The 18838-nt window shown below is 56.3% G+C and carries 14 protein-coding genes; all 14 read right to left on the minus strand.

Translation table 11 applies throughout. The features are described 5' to 3' along the window. Positions 1–372 precede the first annotated feature (372 nt). The 14 genes from sigE to ACI1P1_RS26780 all read right to left on the minus strand — a co-directional run bounded on the left by sigE (position 373) and on the right by ACI1P1_RS26780 (position 18765). Entirely contained in the window at positions 373–1095 is a 723-nt protein-coding gene (gene sigE, locus ACI1P1_RS26715) for an RNA polymerase sporulation sigma factor SigE (protein ID WP_416219581.1), read from the minus strand. Between the two features lie 25 nt (positions 1096–1120). Then, positions 1121–2020: a sigma-E processing peptidase SpoIIGA gene (gene spoIIGA / locus ACI1P1_RS26720; protein WP_416219582.1), complete on the minus strand. Its 900-nt coding sequence runs from the start codon at positions 2018–2020 to the stop codon at positions 1121–1123. Between the two features lie 269 nt (positions 2021–2289). Continuing rightward, complete coding sequence (gene ftsZ, locus ACI1P1_RS26725; protein WP_416219583.1) at positions 2290–3414, minus strand: cell division protein FtsZ; 1125 nt, start codon at positions 3412–3414, stop codon at positions 2290–2292. A 54-nt stretch (positions 3415–3468) separates the two neighbouring features. After that, entirely contained in the window at positions 3469–4710 is a 1242-nt protein-coding gene (ftsA, locus tag ACI1P1_RS26730) for a cell division protein FtsA (RefSeq protein WP_416219584.1), read from the minus strand. A 450-nt stretch (positions 4711–5160) separates the two neighbouring features. Then, positions 5161–6066, minus strand: a complete 906-nt coding sequence (locus ACI1P1_RS26735; RefSeq protein WP_416219585.1) for a cell division protein FtsQ/DivIB — start codon at positions 6064–6066, stop codon at positions 5161–5163. A 174-nt stretch (positions 6067–6240) separates the two neighbouring features. Beyond that, entirely contained in the window at positions 6241–7560 is a 1320-nt protein-coding gene (gene murA, locus ACI1P1_RS26740) for a UDP-N-acetylglucosamine 1-carboxyvinyltransferase (protein WP_416219586.1), read from the minus strand. 250 nt (positions 7561–7810) lie between these two features. Continuing rightward, on the minus strand, positions 7811–8716 hold the full coding sequence (gene murB / locus ACI1P1_RS26745; protein ID WP_416219587.1) for a UDP-N-acetylmuramate dehydrogenase: 906 nt from the start codon (positions 8714–8716) through the stop codon (positions 7811–7813). Positions 8717–9279: 563 nt separating this feature from the next. Further along, on the minus strand, positions 9280–10356 hold the full coding sequence (locus tag ACI1P1_RS26750) for an undecaprenyldiphospho-muramoylpentapeptide beta-N-acetylglucosaminyltransferase (RefSeq protein ID WP_416219617.1): 1077 nt from the start codon (positions 10354–10356) through the stop codon (positions 9280–9282). Positions 10357–10394: 38 nt separating this feature from the next. After that, positions 10395–11492 carry a stage V sporulation protein E gene (gene spoVE / locus ACI1P1_RS26755; protein WP_416219588.1) on the minus strand — a complete coding sequence of 366 codons (1098 nt, stop codon included), beginning with the start codon at positions 11490–11492 and terminating at the stop codon, positions 10395–10397. A 57-nt stretch (positions 11493–11549) separates the two neighbouring features. Further along, entirely contained in the window at positions 11550–12950 is a 1401-nt protein-coding gene (gene murD, locus ACI1P1_RS26760; RefSeq protein ID WP_416219589.1) for a UDP-N-acetylmuramoyl-L-alanine--D-glutamate ligase, read from the minus strand. Between the two features lie 3 nt (positions 12951–12953). Further along, positions 12954–13916: a phospho-N-acetylmuramoyl-pentapeptide-transferase gene (mraY, locus tag ACI1P1_RS26765; RefSeq protein WP_416219618.1), complete on the minus strand. Its 963-nt coding sequence runs from the start codon at positions 13914–13916 to the stop codon at positions 12954–12956. 30 nt (positions 13917–13946) lie between these two features. After that, positions 13947–15338, minus strand: coding sequence for a UDP-N-acetylmuramoyl-tripeptide--D-alanyl-D-alanine ligase (locus ACI1P1_RS26770; protein ID WP_416219590.1), 1392 nt, complete (start codon positions 15336–15338; stop codon positions 13947–13949). Further along, entirely contained in the window at positions 15335–16825 is a 1491-nt protein-coding gene (locus ACI1P1_RS26775) for a UDP-N-acetylmuramoyl-L-alanyl-D-glutamate--2,6-diaminopimelate ligase (protein WP_416219591.1), read from the minus strand. Before ACI1P1_RS26775 ends, ACI1P1_RS26770 begins: the two co-directional genes overlap by 4 nt. Before the next feature lie 26 nt (positions 16826–16851). Continuing rightward, positions 16852–18765, minus strand: coding sequence for a stage V sporulation protein D (locus tag ACI1P1_RS26780; protein WP_416219592.1), 1914 nt, complete (start codon positions 18763–18765; stop codon positions 16852–16854). Positions 18766–18838 lie beyond the last annotated feature (73 nt).

An 18838-nucleotide genomic window follows, 5' to 3' on the forward strand; every position in this document is an offset into this window, starting at 1 on the left:
GCATAGAGCCCTGTTCAGTGGCGGCGCCGCTAACGAATCTCACAAGCCTTATTTCGCGGAAAAGGTGGAGGTTGGAAATGTAACGAATCTGAGCCACGCTATTGCAAACACATTGGCTTTTTTCAGCATCTTTTAGACGGAATAAGGCGTATCACATTCGTTACAACTGGAAAACGGGCCAAACGGGTGAAATGGCGTTGCTGAGATTCGTTAGAAAAGTCAGCTGCTGCATTCGCCGTTTTCTCCGTTTCCCGATCTCCGCATATAAAAAAACGCCCGGGCCGGCGCATATGCGCATCAGCCCGGACGGGGTTGCCTTGTCCGTGTGTGTTTTTATTCGTTTGTTGCCATTTGTTTGTTGTCCTTCCGGTTTCACACCATCTTGTTGAATTCCTTGCGCAGCCGCTTGATGATCCGCTTCTCCAGCCGGGAGATGTAGGATTGGGAGATGCCCAGCATGTCGGCTACATCCTTCTGGGTTTTCTCCTCCCCGTCCGTCAGTCCGAAGCGCAGCTCCATGATGGTCCTCTCCCGCTCCGTCAGCTTATCCAGCGCCTTATGCAGCAGCTTCCGGTCCACCTGCTCCTCGATATTGCGGTAGATGGTATCATTCTCCGTACCGAGTACGTCCGACAGCAGCAGCTCGTTGCCGTCCCAATCGATGTTCAGAGGTTCGTCGAAGGAAACCTCCGACCGGATTTTACTGTTGCGCCGCAGATACATCAGAATCTCATTCTCGATGCACCGTGAGGCGTAAGTGGCCAGCTTGATCTTCTTCTCCGGGTCAAAGGTGTTGACCGCCTTGATCAAGCCGATGGCGCCGATGGAAACCAGGTCCTCAATATTGATTCCGGTGTTCTCAAACTTCCGGGCTATGTAAACCACCAGCCGGAGGTTCCGCTCAATGAGCATCGCACGGACTGCGGCATCTCCCGATGATAGGCGGGACAGGAGAAATTCCTCCTCCTCCCGGGTCAAAGGCGGCGGCAGGGCTTCGCTTCCTCCGATGTAATAGATTTCGTCGCTTTTTTTGCCCAGCAGAATGAGAAATTTGTAGTAGTACAGTTGCAGCATCAGCCGCCATTTTGCTTGCATGTAGCGTACCTCCTGTTGATACTAATTAATCCGACAGCAGCATAGGATGGATTATGGCCTGGTAAGAGCCGTCCGCACTTAACTGGCCCCCGTCGAAGCCGATCAGCACCTTCCCGGTTTCCCAATCCCGTCCCCCGTAATGGAGCTGCACCTTATCCGGCCGGATGGCCAGCATAAATTGGGTAGACCGGTTGACTCCCCGGTACGGCACGATGCGCAGTCGGTCCTGCCAAGCAAATTCCTCTTCCCCCATTGCCGCCACAATGGATTCGGCATCCTGGGTCTGCAGCCGTTTCAGCCATTCCTTGGGCAATACATCTTTCCACAGCCTGGCTTCAGCGATCATAACCGGGGTTTTGGTCAAGGGATCGTACAGCTGGTTGCCGGTATCCACCAATCCGATGCAGGACAGCCGATGGCCTTTGATTTCCACCTCCACCGACGCCATCTGTTGGGCAGCCGCCTCCTGTTTTTTGGACCCGCGGAAAACCCGCATGTACAGCCAAATCAAGAACACAAAGCATAGTCCGATAAAACCGTATCCTGCCGTCCACTCATACACGCCGGTAAATACCGCCTCCAGCACGTCCTTCGGCGGCAGAAAAAAATAATACAGCCCATAAATACCCCCGGCGGTTACAAAAGCCGTCACATAAAAGGCGGCCACATTGCGGGCCAGGGCCTGCCACCCTTTGTACCCGAAGGAGATCAGCACCATCAGCACCGACACCAGAAACTTAATGCTAAACGCCAGCAAAAACGACCATTGGGGAAACAAAAGAAGCACCACATACACAGAGCCGAAGGCGGCGGCCGCGGCAATACGCCAGAGCTTAATCCTGCATTTCCTTGTCCACGCTGTAGCCAGGAGCAAGACGCCATCCGTCAAAAAATTGACCAGGAATATCAGGTCCGCATAAATCACGCCGACGCTCCACGCCCCTTCCCTACCTCCGCTTCACCGTGGAACCGTAAAACGGGACAAGCCGAACGGGGCACCATGGACGATAAGCTTGAACTTAAGTATAAGCCCTCTTTTGCTCATTGTCTGTCTAACCCTGCTGCCCGACCCGCTGTTTTTTTGTCGAAACCCCAAGGGCTTTGCTGGGGGGTGAAGCTTCAATAATAAAGCGCAAAAAACCCTTTGCCGTGGATGGCAAAGGGTCATTGTGGCGGTTATGCGGTTATTCCCGGTTATTCCCGGTTGTTCCGCGGACGGTTCCGCAGGAAGGTGGGGATGTCCAGTTGGTCACCTGCCGGCTGGTTGCCGAAGGGCCGGATGCCTGCCGAACGGGTTTCCGGCTGGTGGGTCTCCGGTTGCCCGGGAGCCGGAGTGGAAGGACGGCGCTGAGGTGCTGCGGCAGCCTTGTGCTCGAAGCCGGTGGCAATTACCGTTACCTTGATTTCATCCTTCAGGCTCTCGTCAATAATAGCACCGAAGATCACATTCACCTCAGGGTCAGCTGCGGCGCTGACAATCTCAGCCGCTTCATTAACCTCGTAGAGGCTCATATTGATGCCGCCGGTAATATTCATGATGACGCCGCGTGCGCCTTCGATGGAGGTTTCCAGAAGCGGGCTTTGGATGGCCTTGCGGGCAGCATCGGATGCTCTGTTCTCGCCGGCGCCAACCCCGATACCCATCAATGCGGAGCCACGCTCCGACATAATGGTCTTCACATCGGCAAAGTCCAGGTTGATCAGACCGGGTACCATGATCAGGTCGGAAATCCCTTGCACACCCTGCAGGAGGACATTGTCCGCAACGCGGAATGCTTCCATCATGGGTGTTTTCTTGTCAATAATCTCCAGCAAACGGTCGTTGGGGATCACGATCAGCGTGTCCACCTTATCCTTCAGAGCGGCGATGCCCTGCTCCGCTTGCATGGCACGTTTGCGGCCTTCGAAGGTGAAGGGGCGGGTGACCACACCCACTGTCAATGCGCCGCATTCCTTGGCGATTTCGGCGATAACGGGAGCGGCTCCCGTTCCTGTGCCGCCGCCCATCCCTGCTGTAACAAACACCAGGTCTGCGCCCTTCAGCTGTTGGATTAAGAGCTCGCGGGATTCTTCGGCGGCTTTTTTACCCACATCAGGATTGGCTCCTGCTCCAAGGCCCCGTGTCAGCTTCTCGCCGATCTTAAGCTTAACCTCGGATCTTGCCATATTCAATGCTTGCGCATCTGTATTCACCGTAATGAATTCAACGCTTTGGATGCCCGATTCAATCATCCGGTTGACTGCATTGCTGCCGCCGCCGCCAACTCCTATTACCTTGATCGTAGCAAGCTGTTCGTTGTCAATATCAAATTCCAGCATGCGTATTAGTTCCCCCTCACTGATCCTCATTCAGATTCATAGCAGTGTAACCTGCTATATTAATTCGCTTAGGAAGTTTTTCACCCTCTCGAAAAATCCCGGCTTGTCCGACGCGGCAGGGGATGAAGCCTTGACGGCGGCCTTGCGGGTATTCCCTGAAGGACGTGTCTTGGCGTTCTTCGCCACAAAGTTAATGATGCCGACCCCGCTGGTATAAGACGGATCACGGACACCGATGAATTCCGGCAAGGCAATCCTGACGGAAGTATCCAGTTCCCGTTTGGCAACGGACAGGATGCCCGGCAGGTTCACCGTTCCGCCGGTAAGCACATAACCGCCGGCCGCATTGCCATAACCTAAACGATGAACTTCAGCACGGATCAGCTGGAAGATTTCTTCAATTCGGGGCTCGATGATGCTGGCCAGATCCACCTGGGAGAATTCCTTGTCCAGATTGCTTCCGATGCGAGGCACCTTAAATACCTGATCGGCAGCGGCGTCATCGATGGACGCACAGCCGAATTTCAGCTTCATCTTCTCGGCATGTTCGGTTTGCGTATGCAAGCCGATGGAAATATCGTTGGTGACAAAATCGCCTCCAACGGGAATGGTGGAGGTAGCGGCCATGTTTCCGTCCAAGAAGACGGATATTGTTGTGGCACCCGCTCCCACATCCACCAGGACGGTGCCCAGAGACTTCTCATCCTTGGACAGGGTCAGATAACCGCTGGCCAAGGACATCAGGGTCAGCCCGGCAATGCGCAGGCCGGACTTCTCCACGACGCGCCTTAAATTATGTACGGCTGTTTTGGTTCCGGTTATGATGGTGGCTTCCACTTCGAGGCGGACACCGATCATTCCACGGGGGTCTTGGATGCCCTCAAGCCCGTCCACGAGGAACTGCTTGGGTACGATGCCGATAATTTCCCGTTCGGGAGGCAGAGCAATGACTCTGGCCGCTTGCAGAACACGTTCGATATCCTCATCGCCGATCTCCCGGTCTTCGTTGGAGACGGCTACAACTCCATGGCTGGACTGAAGCGCAATATGGTTGCCGGAAATCCCTACGAATACGTCCGAAATCTGGATACCCACCATACGCTCGGCATGGTCCACTGCACTCCTGATGGATTCTACAGTCTTGTCGATATCGACAATGGCACCTTTCCGGATTCCCTCGGATTCGCTTGATCCCACTCCAATTATATTAATGGCCCCGTTTATCACTTCGCCAATAATAACACGCACTTTGGATGTACCGATGTCCAGACTCACAATGACGTCATTGTTGCTCAACCGATGGCACCTCCTGTTCTTTCGTCTTAACGCTCCATTTATAGAAAAATGGAGGCTTGGGCCGGATGCTTCTGTATGTATTCAACAGGAGCCCCGGATTCCCTCTTTTTTCAACATTTTTTTTGGTGGAAAAATCTTCCCCGGCTACCCCTGATCCCCGTATAGGCCGGAGGAGGTATGCCGGTTTCAAACCCGGCAGAGCCTGTTTGAGGCAAGGGCTATCTTTACCCCGTTTTGCCCTGTTTGAAACAGGAGGTCTGAAGGGTGTACGCCTTATCGGCGCCATCATAAAGAGTCTATAAAGCTAGCAAACTCCATAATTTTAATTTTAACATTATTTCCAGGCGATGAGTAGTCCTAATTACCGATTCGCAAGCACTATATCGCCATGGTGTAGTCCTTATTTTAGGGGGAATTACCGACGTCACTGCTTCACCGGAAAATGCCGGCCTACCCGTTGGTGTTGCCGCCCTGAGCGTTGGTTTTATTGCTGGGGGTAGGGGTTGGCTTAGGGGAAGCTTTGGTGGAGCTGCCGGTCTGCCCTTTGGCCGGAGTGGCTTTGGCTGCATTCGTGGCTTTGGCCTGGTTCGTCTTAGACGCCGTCTCCCCTTCGAAGGGAGCATGGCGGATCTGCTCCAGCATGGTGATCACGCCGGAATCCTTGCCCCGTTCCTTCAGCTCATTAGTAAGAAAACCCAGATACTGAATGTTGCCGGGCAAATATTCGATGGTGGTCAGCACTTCGTAGCGAGACCGGGTGTAAATTTTGATGCGGTCCTCATATGCGGTGCTGGGATCGGGCCGGATCTCGGAGATGTCGGATAAATATTGCTGCGGAACCTGGGACAAAGCAATACACAGCTTGGCCTTCAAGGGATTATCCGCTGCCCAGCCGGAAAGAATGGGCATGTCCAAGGGGACATTGGCCGCTTGTCCGGCAACGGGCAAAGCACTTCCGTCGGCCAGCAGCACCTCCTTGGTGCCATCCTCCGCCAGCTGGAAGGCCACTCTGCGGTATTCCTCCACATGAATCTTCAGCACTCCCGGGAAGCTCTTCACGACCTCCACCGTCTCAATAAACGGATGTTTTTTGACATTGGCCGAAACGGCGCTTGTCCCCATCGTAAAAAAGTTGTCACCGGTTCTCGCCCCGGAAGCCGCTATAATCTCCTCCGCCGACACCAGCTCGTTGCCTTCCACTTTAATTTGGGAAATTTTGCTGATGGAGGATTGAAAGAAGAGGACCAGGAATAAAGTGATAAAAAAAACAATGACCAGCCGGCGCAGCTTGCCGCCCCCCCGCCTTTCCTTGGGACCGGCAGGCTTCATGGCAGGTACGGCGTTTCCTTTGGACAATCGAACACCTTCTTTTTCCCGGGTGGGCAGAATGAAGCATGGCCGGGACGCCATGCGAAACGCATATCCCGCACCCTCCGCTTTTCTTGGCGGCTGATGCGGGTTATGCAAGAAACACTTCTCTCATGATGGCCGGTTTTGCCGCGAATAAGATGTAATAAGGATGGCTTCTTGTTATGCCTCGGAAACCAGCTTTCCGGCTGCTGGGCTGCCGGTGGTCCATGCCGCAGTCGAAGTGGAAACGTCGGTTCTGGTGATGGAGGCTCCGAGACGGGCCAGGATTTCTTCTATTCTATCATATCCGCGGTCAATATGATGAATCTGTTCCACAACCGTAATGCCGCGCGCAGCCAGCCCCGCAATGACCAGAGCAGCTCCGGCCCGCAGGTCTGTAGCCTCCACAGTGGCCCCGTACAGACGGGGAACGCCGCGGATATAGGCATTGGCCTGATCAATGCGGATGTCCGCCCCCATTCGGGCCAGTTCATCCACATGTTTGAATCTGCCTTCAAAAATCGTTTCTTTGATTATACTCATTCCGTCTGCAAGTGATAGAAGCACCATAACCTGGGATTGGAGATCCGTAGGGAATGCGGGATGGGGGGAAGTTACGATCCGCTCCACCGCCTTGGGTCTTCCGTGGCAGCATACATGTATTATATCACCATCGATGGAAATTTGAACACCGGCGCGGCGGAGTGCGTGGATTGCGGAAGTGAGGTGTGAGGAGTTGGTGTTTTCGAGTGTAATGCTGCCCCGTGTGACAGCTGCTGCGATCATAAGTGTGCCTGTTACGATCCGGTCCGGTATGACGGAATAAGTGACGGGTACCAGCCTGGGAACACCTTTGATGGTGATGGTATCGGTGCCTGCACCGTATATATTGGCTCCCATGGCATTGAGATAATTTTGCAAATCCTGGATTTCCGGTTCCCTTGCCGCATTATGAATGGTGGTAAGTCCCTCTGCCTTGGCGGCAGCCATCATAATATTCTCCGTAGCCCCGACACTGGGAAAATCAAGGAAGACATCACTGCCGACCAGTTGACTGGCGGTGCAGACGATCCGGTTGCCGGATTCCTCCACCTTGGCGCCCAATGCTTCCAGCCCCAGAAGGTGAAGATTAATTTTTCGCTCCCCGATGGCACAGCCACCGGGCTGATATACCCGAACCTCGCCGAATCTGGCCAGAAGAGGCCCCATCAGGAAGATGGACGATCTCATCTGTCCCATCAGCTCCTCGGGAATATGGGAGGAATGCATCAGCGCCGTATTGATGGTGACCGTGCCGTTCGCCAATTCCGCCTTGCACCCGAGGGACCTTAGTATATCCAGCATAACATGGATATCCAGCAAATCCGGCACGTTTTGGATACGGTGCACCCCTTTGGCCATAACCGACGCCGCCAGAATCGGCAGCGCCGCATTTTTGGCGCCCTGGATGCGTACCGTTCCCGCTAGTGGTCTGCCGCCTTCGATGACCAGCTTCTCCAAAGTTCCACCTCCGTAAAAGTTTTCCGTGAGAAGAGCTGCTGCTCCGCAATGTTTAAACGGAGAAGCATTTCTTTTTACCGGCCGGAAGCTTCCGTATCCGTAAAGTCGGGATACGCGCTGTCTGGCCAGTGAAGGAAAACCCGCGACTAAGAACCCGCGAGGCTTGTGAGCCGCCGCCTGCGCCTGCATGGGGAGAAAGCATCGCGATGCATGAATTGCCCGCCTGTTGCTTACAGCGGAGAGGGGAGCTTCACCATTCCCCGATCTTGCGGATCTCCGGCACCAGGTCCACCCCGGCAGCGGTCTTCACCGTAGAACGGATCAGCTCCATCAAGCCTGCAACATCTTCAGCTGTGGCGCCGCCGGTATTCACGATGAAATTGGCGTGCAGCGGAGATACCTCCGCTCCTCCAACCCGCTTTCCCTTCAAACCGGCTTCTTCAATGAGTTTGGCTGCAAAATGTCCCGGCGGATTGCGGAAGGTACTCCCGGCACAGGGCAGCTGCAAGGGTTGAGTCCGTCTCCGGCGGTCCTTGTAGGCTGCCATGGCGCCGGCAATTTCCTTGCGGTCCCCATGCTGCATCCGGAACACCGCTTCGGTTACAATGCCGGTTTCCTCATGAAGGATAGAGTGGCGGTACGCATATTGCAGTTCCTCCGGCGCCATTCTTTTCCATTCCCCCGTTCCCAGAAGAACCTCCGCCTCCACCAGAATCTTGGACATATCCGAGCCGTGGGCTCCAGCGTTCATGAACACCGCACCACCCACCGTGCCCGGAATGCCGCCGGCAAATTCCAGACCTGTCAGCCCTTCCTTGCCAACCAGCACCGACAGCTTGATCAGAGAGAAGGCCGCCCCGGCATAGACGGTTTCCCCATCGAAGCGGACCTCCTCGAACGCCCGGCCCAGACGGATCACCGCTCCCCGGAAGCCCTTGTCGGACACCAGCAGATTAGAACCTCTCCCCAATAAAAACCAGGGAATCTGCCTGCTGTTCAGGTACGCTACGGTTTGCGCCAGCTTCTCCTTGGAGGAAGGCGTCACCAGCACATCCGCAGGTCCTCCAATCTTCCAGGTGGTGTAGGGAGCCAGGGGCTCCCCGGATAATACTTCTCCCACTTCAAAAGCCAGCAACTCGCGAGCCAACTCATGCATCGTCAAGCAACCTCCTTCACAGAACAACCGGGCCTGCCGGCGGCTCGCGGATCCCCGCGGGTTTGCCGCTTCAAGTTCCTGCCAGCCCGCCTTTTTACCGGGTGTCTGTCACGGTTATAGTGTAGTTTATGTAAAAGGCCCGAGAGTGTGACAAATGCCCATTTGTGTTATCGGGACATCAGCACGGGCAATGCTTAGAGTTGTCCGGCTCTGCGCCAATACCAGTGTTTGACGCTGCAGCCTGTTCCCCCGAAACGCTAACGGAACAGAGAAACGCTTAGCCTGCTAAAAAGACCCGTTTGAAATTCTAACGGAACGGAGACGCGCTTACAGGAGCAAAACCGGCTGTCCAGCGTAAATATAGGCGTGTAAGAGTCGCTGAGTTCCGTTTACTATGCAAAGCTAGTTCCAAAACGCCCGTAAGAGTCGCTGAGTTCCGTTAGCCGTCAAACGCACGTCCAAGGGGGACTGCAGGCATAACCATTGGGAGTACCCTATGGTTTTTTCAATCACCATGCGTTTATACGAAGATGTCATGTCTGCCGTATGCGTTCCCGACACTGCTACTTCCGACCTCCCGCCGCTTCGCGGATGAGGCCTACAATCTTGCCGGTAGCGTCGAAGTCGGCCGCCTCCTGCTCCATGGCAGCTGCGTAGGCGGAGCGGTTCGCGTACAAATCCCGCACACGCGCCAGCAGTGTCTGCGCGTTCAGCTCCTCCTCCTCCAGCACCTGGGCAAACCCCCGGCGGGCGAAGGATTCCGCGTTCAGGATCTGGTCGCCACGGCTGGCGTTCCGGCTGAGAGGAATCAGCAGCATCGGTTTCTTCAGCACCAGAAACTCAAAAATGGAGGTGGCCCCCGCCCGGGAAACAGCCACATCCGCCAGCGCCAGCATATCCGCCAGGCCGCCGGTGAGAAACTCCACCTGCTTGTAGCCACGGCGTCCGTTAAGAGTGTCGTCCACATTGCCTTTGCCGCATATATGGATCACCTGGTACTCCTTCAACAGCTCCGGCAGCGCCTCGCGCACCGCCTGATTAATCGACTTGGCGCCTAGGCTTCCGCCCATCACCAGCACAACCGGACGGGTCCGCACAAAATCAAGATCCATCCGGGCCTTGTCCGCTTTGCCTTCAAGAAGCTCCCGGCGGATGGGCAAGCCGGTATACACCGCCTTGTCTCCTTTAATGTGCTTGACCGTCTCCGGGAAATTGACGCACACTCTGCCGGCCAGCGGGACGGAAATCCGGTTAGCCAGCCCCGGAGTAATATCCGATTCGTGGATAATCACCGGAATGCCCCGCAGCTTGGAGGCGATAACCACCGGCACCGTCACAAAGCCGCCTTTGGAAAAAACCACATCCGGCTTTACCCGGCCCAGCACCCGCCAGGCGTCCCAAACCCCTTTGACCACCTTGAAGGGGTCGCTGATATTCTTCAGATCGATATACCGGCGCAGCTTGCCCGATGAAATGGCATGGAACGGGATTCCCGTTCCTTCCACAATGCCCCGCTCGATGCCTTCGGCAGAGCCGATGTAATCTACGCTCCAGCCAGACTTGCGGAGCTCCCCAATAAGAGCAAGGTTCGGCGTCACATGGCCCGCCGAACCGCCTCCGGTGAATACAATTTTGTTCATACCACTGAGTGGACTGTTGTTGTTCATAGGATGAGGATTCACCTCGAATATCGTGATATGTTGAGCAGAATGCCCAAGGACACCAGCATCAGTGTCAGGGACGAGCCCCCGTAACTGATCAGAGGCAGCGTTATGCCCGTCACCGGCATCATGCCGATGACCACACCGATGTTGATGATCACCTGGACGGCGATCATGCCGGTAATGCCGGCGGCCAGCAGGCTGCCGAAGGTGTCCGGTGCCGTTATGGCGGTGCGCATGCCCCGCCAGACCAGAATGGTGAACAGCACCAGCACCAGCCCTGCGCCGATAAAACCCAGCTCTTCCGAAATAATGGAGAAGATAAAATCCGTCTGCGGCTCCGGCAGGTAGCTGTACTTCTGGCGGCTTGCGCCCAGTCCCAGGCCCACCAGACCGCCCGGCCCGATGGCGTACAAGGATTGAATCGCCTGATACCCCGCACCCAATGGGTCTGACCACGGGTCAAGGAAAGCGGTGATCCGCTTCAGCCGGTAAGGGGCGGCGATAATCAGCCCCACAAATCCGGCCACACCGATCATCCCCAGCCCGGCCAAATGGGACATCCGCGCACCCGCCGCATAGATGATCAGAAGCGATGCCCCTACCAGCACGGAGCCGGTGCCCAGGTCAGGCTGGAGCATAATCAGGCCGAAGGCGGCGCCCATCACCGCAAGCGGCGGCAGCAGCCCTTTGGTGAATTCGGTAATCCGGTGGTTCTCGTCCGACAACAGCTTGGACAAAAAGAGAATCATGCAGATCTTCATGAATTCCGAAGGCTGAATGCCGAAGGAACTGATGCCGATCCAGCTGCGGGCTCCTCCCCGAACCGCACCGATGCCCGGAATCAGCACCAGAATCAGGAGGGCAAAGCCACCCAAGAGCGCGGGTTTGGCCAATCTTTTCCACACCTGGTAGTCCACGTTCATGATGGCGGTCATGGCGATCACCCCAAGAACGGCGAACAGGAGCTGGCGCTTCAAGTAATAGTACCAGTCCCCAAAATCATGGTACGACAGCACCGCACTGGCACTGTAGACCATCACGACACCGATGCACAGGAGCGCAAGGGTTGCGATCAGCATAATCAAATCCGGCGAGTTTCGTGTTTTTCCCATGCCCGACACCTCTTTAAGCGTAAGCTTGTGAGGGGCAAGCAGGGCTTGACCCCTCTGTTAAAGGTTATGCACGGACTCCTTAAACATGCTACCCCGCTCTTCATAAGAGGAAAACATATCCCAGCTGGCACAGGCGGGCGACAGCAGAACCACATCGCCTTCTTGCGCAAATCCAAACGCCGCCTCCACCGCTGCCTGAAGAGCTTCCGCAGGGGTGTTAGCAGTATCGACGGTTTTGATCAGCTTGATTCCCGCCAATTCGGCAGCATGGGCGATTTTGTGCCGGGTTTCCCCCAGCGCCGCCACTGCCTTGACCCGCTCGCGGAAATGGGGAACCAGATCCAGATAGTCCATTCCCCGCTCCAGTCCGCCGGCAATAAGCACGATAGGACGGTCAAAAGCTTCCATAGCCTTCACGGTGGCCGCCGGATTGGTGGCTTTGGAATTATTGTAGTAGGCGATCCCGTTTTTCTCCCGGACAAACTCCAGACGGTGCTCCACACCGCGGAACTCGCGCAACGCCTTGGCGACGGCGGCCACATCCGCTCCTGCGGACAGGGCAGCGGCGACGGCAGCCAGCGCATTCTCCACGTTGAACTCCCCGGGAATGCCCACCTCCGCCGCGGGAAGCACCTGCACAGGCGCAGCCTCCGGCCCGGCCTTATACATGATACAGCGCTCCGGTGCAGCGGAAAGATAAACCCCGGCCTCCAGCTCCTCCTTCATGGAGAAGGACAGCACACGCGCCTGCAGAGCAGGAATCAGGGACCGGCAATAAGCATCGTCCCAATTCACCACCGCCACATCCTCCGGCTCCTGGTTGGCAAACAGCTTGGCCTTGGAGCCTGCATAATCCTCCATGGTGCCATGGTAGTCCAAGTGGGTTTCATAAACATTCAGCAGCACGGCGATCCGCGGACGGAACTGCTGGGTACCCTTCAGCTGGAAGCTGGAGAGCTCTACCACCATCCAATTTTCCGCCGTCGCCTCCTCAGCAGCATCGCACAGAGACCGGCCGATATTGCCGGCAACAATGGGATGAAGCCCTGCTTCGTCGAGCATCCGGCCGATCCACGTGGTCGTGGTGGTTTTCCCGTTGGAGCCGGTAATGCCGATCATCGGCGCCTGGCAGATCCGGTAGGCCACCTCCACCTCGGTCACCACCTCAATGGACAGCTCCAGCGCTTGGGCCACCGGAGGTGCTTTGTAGGGAATGCCCGGATTTTTCACCACCAGGGCTACACCTTCATGGATCAGCTCGGGAGGATGCCCCCCGCAAACGACAGAAATACCCAGAGCCTCCAGTTCGTCGGCCTCCGGGCATTCCTCGCGGTTCTTTTTATCATTGACGGTCACGATGGCACCGTGTTGGTGAAACAGCTTGGCAACAGCCACACCGCTTTTCGCCAAGCCCAATATGATAACCTGCTTCTGTTGATACCAGCCTGGCTCTCTCATGCCCTAGAACACCCCGTTCAAATATAATCCGATTCCGGCAAGCACCAGTCCCGCCAGCCAGAAGGAGATAACAACCTTCCATTCGCTCCAGCCCACCAGCTCGAAATGATGGTGGATCGGGCTCATTTTGAACACACGCTTGCCCCTGGTTTTGAAGGATGCCACCTGGATGACTACAGACAGCAGCTCAAACACAAACACACCGCCGATAACCAGGATAAGCAGCTCGGTTTTGGTGAGGATCGCTACCGCCGACAGCGCTCCGCCGATTCCAAGCGACCCCGTATCTCCCATAAACACCTTGGCCGGATGGGCGTTAAAGACCAGGAATCCCAGCACAGCCCCCACCATGGATGCTGCCAAAATAGCGGATTCCGGATGATGGCCCTTCATGGCAATAATCAGGAAGGCGCCAAACGCCACAGCGCTGGTACCTGACAGCAGGCCGTCCAGTCCATCCGTGAAGTTCACGGCATTGGACATACCCAGCATCATAATCACGACGAAGGGGTAATACAGCCAGCCCAAAGGAATAGACACATCCGTCAGCGGGATGAACAAATCGGTGGAATGGCCAATGCGGTACAGCATGTAGCAGACAAAGCCGGAAACCAGCAGTTGGCCCAGAAGCTTTTGTCTGGCCGTCAGCCCCAAGGAGCGTTTGAACAGAATTTTGATGTAGTCGTCCAAAAAGCCCACCAGGCCATAACCCAGCGTAGCCACCAGCAGGATGACCAGCTCTTCATTTTTGTCCGAGAACCGCAGAGCGGCTACGGACAAAGCCAATAATATAATGATGCCGCCCATGGTGGGCGTTCCCGCTTTTTTCTGGTGGCCCTGAGGGCCTTCCTTGCGGATCTGCTGGCCGAACTTCATCCGGCGCAGAAGCGGAATGAACAGCGGCCCCGCCAACAGGGCAAATAAAAACGCAACTCCCATGGGAAACAGCACTTCTTTAAGATCGATCACAACATTTTGCCCCCTGTAATGACATTCCTAGACGCCTGTCAGCACCTCTACCAGTTCGTCGAGTCCCAGCATCTTGGAGCCCTTGACCAAGATGGCATCCTTGTTATCCGCCTCCGCCGCCACGGCGTCGATCAGCTCCGCCTTCTCCTGGAACCACTTGACCCGTCCCGGCGGCTGGCCTTTCCCTGCTTCAGACGCAATATGCCTGGCCAATGTTCCATAGGCGAATACCTTATAGATCTCCGGAGCCGTAAGCATCGCCCCGATCTCCTTGTGGTACCGCACCTCATCCGGTCCCAGGTCGGTCATATCCCCCAGCACGACGATTTTGCGCTCGTAGCCGGACAGCTCCTTCAGCAGCTCGATGGCCGCCTTCATGGACGTCGGAGTAGCACTTAGTGAATCATTGAAAATCACCGCGCCCGAACGTGTGTACATCGGCACAAGCCGAGAATAGCTCCGCTCCAGGCTGTTCATGCCGGTTACGGCATCCTGGTCGCACACGCCCATATACTTGGAGAGGGCGGCTGCAGCCAGCGCGTTCATAATATTATGCAATCCCAGCAAAGGTACGCGGAAATAAGAGGCTGTGGGCAAATTAGTCTTAAAGCAGGTGCCCTCCAGCTCGTTCATAATCGCGATGGGATAGATATCGCATGTATCCGAGGAACCGAAACGATAGGTCAGAAGCCCGTCAGGTTTGTTGGCCGAGGCCAGCATTTCCCCCAGAAGCGGCTCCTCTCCGTTATAAACCAGCAGCGAGCCGGGCAGAAGCCCCTCGGCCACCTTCATGGTTGCTGCCGCCACCTCGCGCCGGCTGCCCAGTACCTTCAATTGGGTTTCCCCCACATTGGTAATAATGGCCGCCTCCGCACGTATAAACCCGGCCTGCTCCGCCAGATCCTCCTGTTCGTTCCATTGGAGCTCGAACACCGCCATCTCCATGGATTCATCCATCCGGAGAATGGCACAGGCCAGATCGGTTAACGGATGGTCCACCCCGCCTTCCGTTTGAAAGGTTTTGTAGGTGGTGGCCAGCATGGTCGCCAGCACATCCCGGGTGGTGGATTTGCCGTCGCTGCCGGTGACGGCGATGGCGCGGGCCGGCAGCTCCTTGCGGTAAGCGGCAGCCAGCTTCAGCAAAGCCGTCTTCGCGTCCTCCACACAGATGGACGGAATCTGGCCCGGATACTCCTCTATATGTCCCGCCTGGCGCAGCATGGCTGCTGCTCCGCGGCGCACCGCCTCCTCCGCCAGTTCCAGTTTATCCCCCTGATCTTCAGACAGAGGGATATAGAGACAGCCCGGACGGACCTCCTCGGGATGAAGCGCTACACCTTTTATTTCCACCTCTCCGAACAGGTCGGGCACACTGCCCTCCGCCATCCGGGCGATATCGCTCAGCTTTCTTGTTATCAATGCTTCCGACTCCTTAGCGCGGCCCTTGCTTCTTCCCGGTCATCGAAATGATGGGTGGCGCCATTTATAATTTGATAGGTTTCATGACCTTTTCCCGCAATTAATACTACATCCTTGGGGCTTGCCATTTCAATAGCCAATTGGATGGCTTCCCGGCGGTCGGCAACCAGCCTGTAGCTCTCAGGAGTAAAGCCTCCCTCCAGCACACCCGGCTCGATGTCCCGCAGAATCGACTCCGGGTCCTCCGAACGGGGATTATCCGAGGTGACGAACACATAATCGCTGAACCGGGCGGCAATGCGCCCCATAATCGGACGTTTGGTCCGGTCCCGGTCGCCTCCGCAGCCGAAAACAGTAATCACCTTGCCCTCCGCCACTTCCTTCACGGCTGCAAGGGCATTCTCCAGGCCGTCGGGCGTATGGGCGTAATCCACCAGGATCTGAAAGTCCTGATCTTCTCCCACCGCTTCCATACGGCCTTCCACCGGGGGAATGGATTCCAGACTCTTCACGGCATGCTCTAAGGATACACCTTCCAAAAGGCAAACCGCAACCGCTCCGAGGGCATTGTAGACATTAAATTTGCCCACCAGCCGGAGATTCACGTCCGCATCTCCTAGCCAGGTGCACAGCCGGAAAAGGGTTCCTTGGCTGGTGATCCGGATCTCACGCGCGCTCACATCCGCAGCCTGCTCCACACCATATGTGACAACCTCCACAGCGGTTTGGGCGGCAAAATAGGCGCTGGCCGGATCATCCGCATTCAGCACAGCATAGCTGCGCCCGTCGGGATCGGACATTCCGCCGTTGCCCAGGCGGGAGAACAGCAGCCCCTTGGCCTGGCGGTAATTGTCCATGGTTTTATGGTAATCCAGGTGATCCTGGGTCAGATTGGTGAAAAGCGCGGTGCGGAACCGGGTTTCCTTCACCCGGCCCAGATCCAGGGCATGGCTGGAGGCCTCCATCAGGCAGTACTGCACTCCCTCTTCCGCCATCCTCCGCAGACTCTCCTGCAGCTCCAAGGGCTCGCGGGTGTTGGTGGAACCGGTGGGATAGGAGGTGTTCCCGATTCTCATCTCGATATTGCCCATCAAACCGGTAACATACCCGCGGTCAGACAGAATCTTTTCCATTATATAGGTGGAGGTGGTTTTACCGTTGGTTCCCGTTACGCCGATGACCTTCAGCCGGGTGCTGGGATAACCGTTAAAGCAGGCGGCAATAGCAGCCAGAGCATGCCGGGCGTCCTTCACCACCAGCATAGGCACCGCAAGAGGCAGCGCCTCCTCCACAACCAGAGCGGCTGCACCGGCCTCCACGGCTGTGGCGGCGTATTGGTGTCCGTCTGAAACCAGCCCTCTTACGCATATGAACAAATCGCCGGGCTTCACCTTGCGGGAATCCGCCTGAATGCCCCGAATCTCTACATTTCCATCGCCAATCAGCCTATGTACGGCGAATAGTCCCGCCAACTCCTGCAGCTTCATGCTTATTTCCTCCTGTTATCAACATATCAGTCCGATAAATAAATCCGTACCGTGGAGCCTTGGGGTAGCCGTGTGCCCGCTGCCGGAAGCTGGCTCATTACCTTGGAGCCGGTGCCGGACTTGGCCAGGACCAGGTCGGAGCGGATGTCCTCGTAAATATCCTGGATGGTCATACCCACCATATTGGGCACCTCCACGTCGGGGATATCCGGGTATTTGTATTCCTTTTGGATTTGATCCTTGCTGGGCTCCACCTTCATATAACGAAGGGAGTCGGCCATAATGTTGCGCACAATGGGTGCGGCGATGAGACCGCCGAACTGGATGCCCTTGGGATTGTCCACGGCTATGTAAACCACCAGCTTGGGATTATCCGCAGGGGCGAAGCCCACAAAGGAAACGATGTGCTCGCTGGCGGAGTACCGGCCGTTGACCACCTTCTGGGCCGTACCTGTTTTGCCCCCGACCCGGTAGCCGTCCACAAAGGCATTGCGGCCTGTGCCCAGGGCCACCACCTTCTCCAGGGATTCCCTGACCTTCTGGGAGGTTTCGGGACTGATAACCTCCCGGACCACCTCCGGCTTCGCCGATTCCACCATCTCCCCCGTAACCGGGTGATACCAGCCTTTGGTGACGTGGGGCTTATACAGCTTGCCTCCGTTCACCGCCGCTGAGACAGCAGTAATCTGCTGGATCGGCGTGACCGACACACCTTGCCCGAAGGCGGTAGTGGCCAGCTCCACAGGGCCGACCCGGCTGGGCTTAAACATGATGCCGTTTTCCTCGCCCATCAGGTCAATGCCTGTTTTTTTGCCAAAGCCGAATTTGCCGATGTAATCAAACAGGGTTTCCTTCCCCAGATTCTGGCCCATGACCACAAAGCCGGGGTTGCAGGAGTTCTCCACCACCTGCTGGAAGGTTTCACTGCCGTGGCCGCCGCGTTTCCAGCAGCGCAGCCGGGCGCCCCCCACCTCTATATAGCCGGGATCATAGAAGGGATCGCTCAGATTCACCTTATTCTCCTGCAGCGCTGCCGCCAGGGTAATGATCTTGAAGGTGGAGCCGGGCTCATAGGTCATCCAGATAGGCAGATTCCGGTTGTACACCTCGGAGGGATACTCCCTGAATTTCCCCGGATCATAGGTGGGCCTGCTGGCCATAGCCAGAATTTCCCCGTTGGTCGGGTCCATGGCAATGCCGATGATCCGGTCCGGCTGATGCTGCACCATCGCCTGGTCCATTTCCCGCTCCATGACGGATTGGATGTAGTGGTCCAGGGTCAGCTGCAGATTAAGCCCGTCCTGGGGTGCGTTGTATTGATCCGTAGAACCGGGCATGGTACCGCCGCTTGCGGTGGAGAGAAACGACACTCCTCCGCGTATGCCTTGCAGCAAATTATTGTACGAAGCTTCCACTCCTGTCAAGCCCTGATTATCAATTCCAGTAAAGCCCAATATATGGGAAGCCAGGGTTCCAAAAGGGTAATAGCGCTTATTGTCCTCCGCCACCACAATGCCCGGCAGCTTCAGCTTGTTGACCTCCTCCGCCTTCTCCGGCGAAATCTTCCGGCCGCCCGGCTGGATCCGCTCGATCATGGAGCGTTTTTTGAGAATATCCAGCACCGATTGCTCAGAGATCTGCAGGACCTGGGCCAATTGGCGGGCCGTATCCTCGGGATCCTTAATTTGGGCCGGTATGGCCATAATGGTAGGTGTGGATACATTATACGTCAGCTTAACGCCGTTTCTGTCCCACACCTCTCCCCGCTTCGCTTCAAACGGAATATTGCGGCGCCAGGATTCCTCCGCTTTCTCCGCCAGGTCCGGCCCCATCCACAACTGCACGTATGCCAAACGGATAATCAGGGCGGCGAACAGGACTGTCCCCCCCAGCATGGCATACCATAATCGGCGACGTATGGTTACATTGGAAACCCGCACGGGCGCTCTCCCCCATTCGCAAATAGTCAGACTCGTACAATTCATGACTATTCGGGACAAACAGGGGTTAGAA

Origin of the sequence: Paenibacillus mesotrionivorans (genome assembly GCF_046098205.1) — a bacterium.
In the GTDB taxonomy this organism is placed as follows: domain Bacteria; phylum Bacillota; class Bacilli; order Paenibacillales; family NBRC-103111; genus Paenibacillus_AR; species Paenibacillus_AR mesotrionivorans.

Coding starts and splice junctions, on each gene's coding strand:
- sigE (WP_416219581.1), bottom strand. CDS start 1,095: ATGCAAGCAAAATGGCGGCTGATGCTGCAACTGTACTACTACAAATTT.
- ftsZ (WP_416219583.1), bottom strand. CDS start 3,414: ATGCTGGAATTTGATATTGACAACGAACAGCTTGCTACGATCAAGGTA.
- murB (WP_416219587.1), bottom strand. CDS start 8,716: ATGCATGAGTTGGCTCGCGAGTTGCTGGCTTTTGAAGTGGGAGAAGTA.
- ACI1P1_RS26750 (WP_416219617.1), bottom strand. CDS start 10,356: ATGAACAAAATTGTATTCACCGGAGGCGGTTCGGCGGGCCATGTGACG.
- spoVE (WP_416219588.1), bottom strand. CDS start 11,492: ATGGGAAAAACACGAAACTCGCCGGATTTGATTATGCTGATCGCAACC.
- murD (WP_416219589.1), bottom strand. CDS start 12,950: ATGAGAGAGCCAGGCTGGTATCAACAGAAGCAGGTTATCATATTGGGC.
- ACI1P1_RS26775 (WP_416219591.1), bottom strand. CDS start 16,825: ATGAAGCTGCAGGAGTTGGCGGGACTATTCGCCGTACATAGGCTGATT.